Genomic DNA, 1076 nt, shown 5'->3' on the forward strand with positions numbered 1-1076 from the left:
TATAGCTTTACCCCGACCCTGACCGACCCGGATCAGGGAGATACACATACCTATAGTATTGAAAACAAACCGGACTGGGCGGAGTTTGATACCTCGACCGGTGCGTTGACCGGTACACCGGATGATGCGGCGGTTGGTACATACAGCAATGTTCTAATCAAAGTCTCTGACGGGACGGATGAAGATACGCTGGACAGCTTCAACATCGAAGTTGTCAATACCAATGATGCTCCGGTTGGGCAAAACTTTAACTTTACTCTGGACGAAGCAGCTACCTTGACGGTAGTTACTGCAAATGGCCTGCTCAGCAATGCGACGGATGACGATACGGACAGTGGTGATACCTTAACGGTATCTGTTGTCACAGGTCCTCAGTATGGTCAGTTGAACCTCAGTGAAGATGGCAGCTTCAGCTATCAGCATGACGGCAGCGAAAACCACAGCGACAGCTTTACTTTCCAGGTTGTTGATGCATCCAGTGCAAGATCTGAAACCCGCAGCGTGAATTTGACCATGAATGCGGTGGCTGATGCGCCTGTTACCGTCAACGACACGGCAACCACCAATGAGGATGCCGCCGTCATTATCAAGCTGCTGGATAATGATTATGATCCGGAAAACGATATGGTGGTATCTTCTGCCGCAGTGGTGAGCCAACCTGGCAAAGGTAGCGTGACAATTACCAATGGTATTGCCACCTATACACCAAATACCAATGCCAACGGCCAGGACAGCTTCACCTATACGGTGAAAGATGCCTTGCTAAATACCTCATCAGAAGCGACGGTCACGGTGACCATCACTGCAGTGAACGATCTGCCGGTCGCGGGGAACCTGAGCACCACGGTGGATGAGGACACTGCCACAGAAGCCCTTGCTGTGCGGGATGCGGCCAGTGATGTCGAAGACGGCAAACCTTCCGGTGATATTACGTTGGCTACCGAGCCGACTATCGGTAGCGTCGCCATCGACCAGGCTGCGGGTACTCTGGTGTACACACCTGATCTCAACGAAGTCGGCACCGATACCTTCACCTACACCATTACCGATAGCGAAGGCGGGGTCTCTGAGCCAGC

General features: G+C 52.3%; 1 protein-coding gene. It reads left to right on the plus strand.

The window, feature by feature from the left end; translation table 11 throughout:
• Positions 1-1076: cadherin-like domain-containing protein (locus BIT28_RS00020; RefSeq protein WP_139310403.1), on the plus strand; the 1076-nt coding region annotated here is incomplete at both ends.

Origin of the sequence: Photobacterium proteolyticum, from assembly GCF_001939735.1 — a bacterium.
GTDB lineage: Bacteria > Pseudomonadota > Gammaproteobacteria > Enterobacterales > Vibrionaceae > Photobacterium > Photobacterium proteolyticum.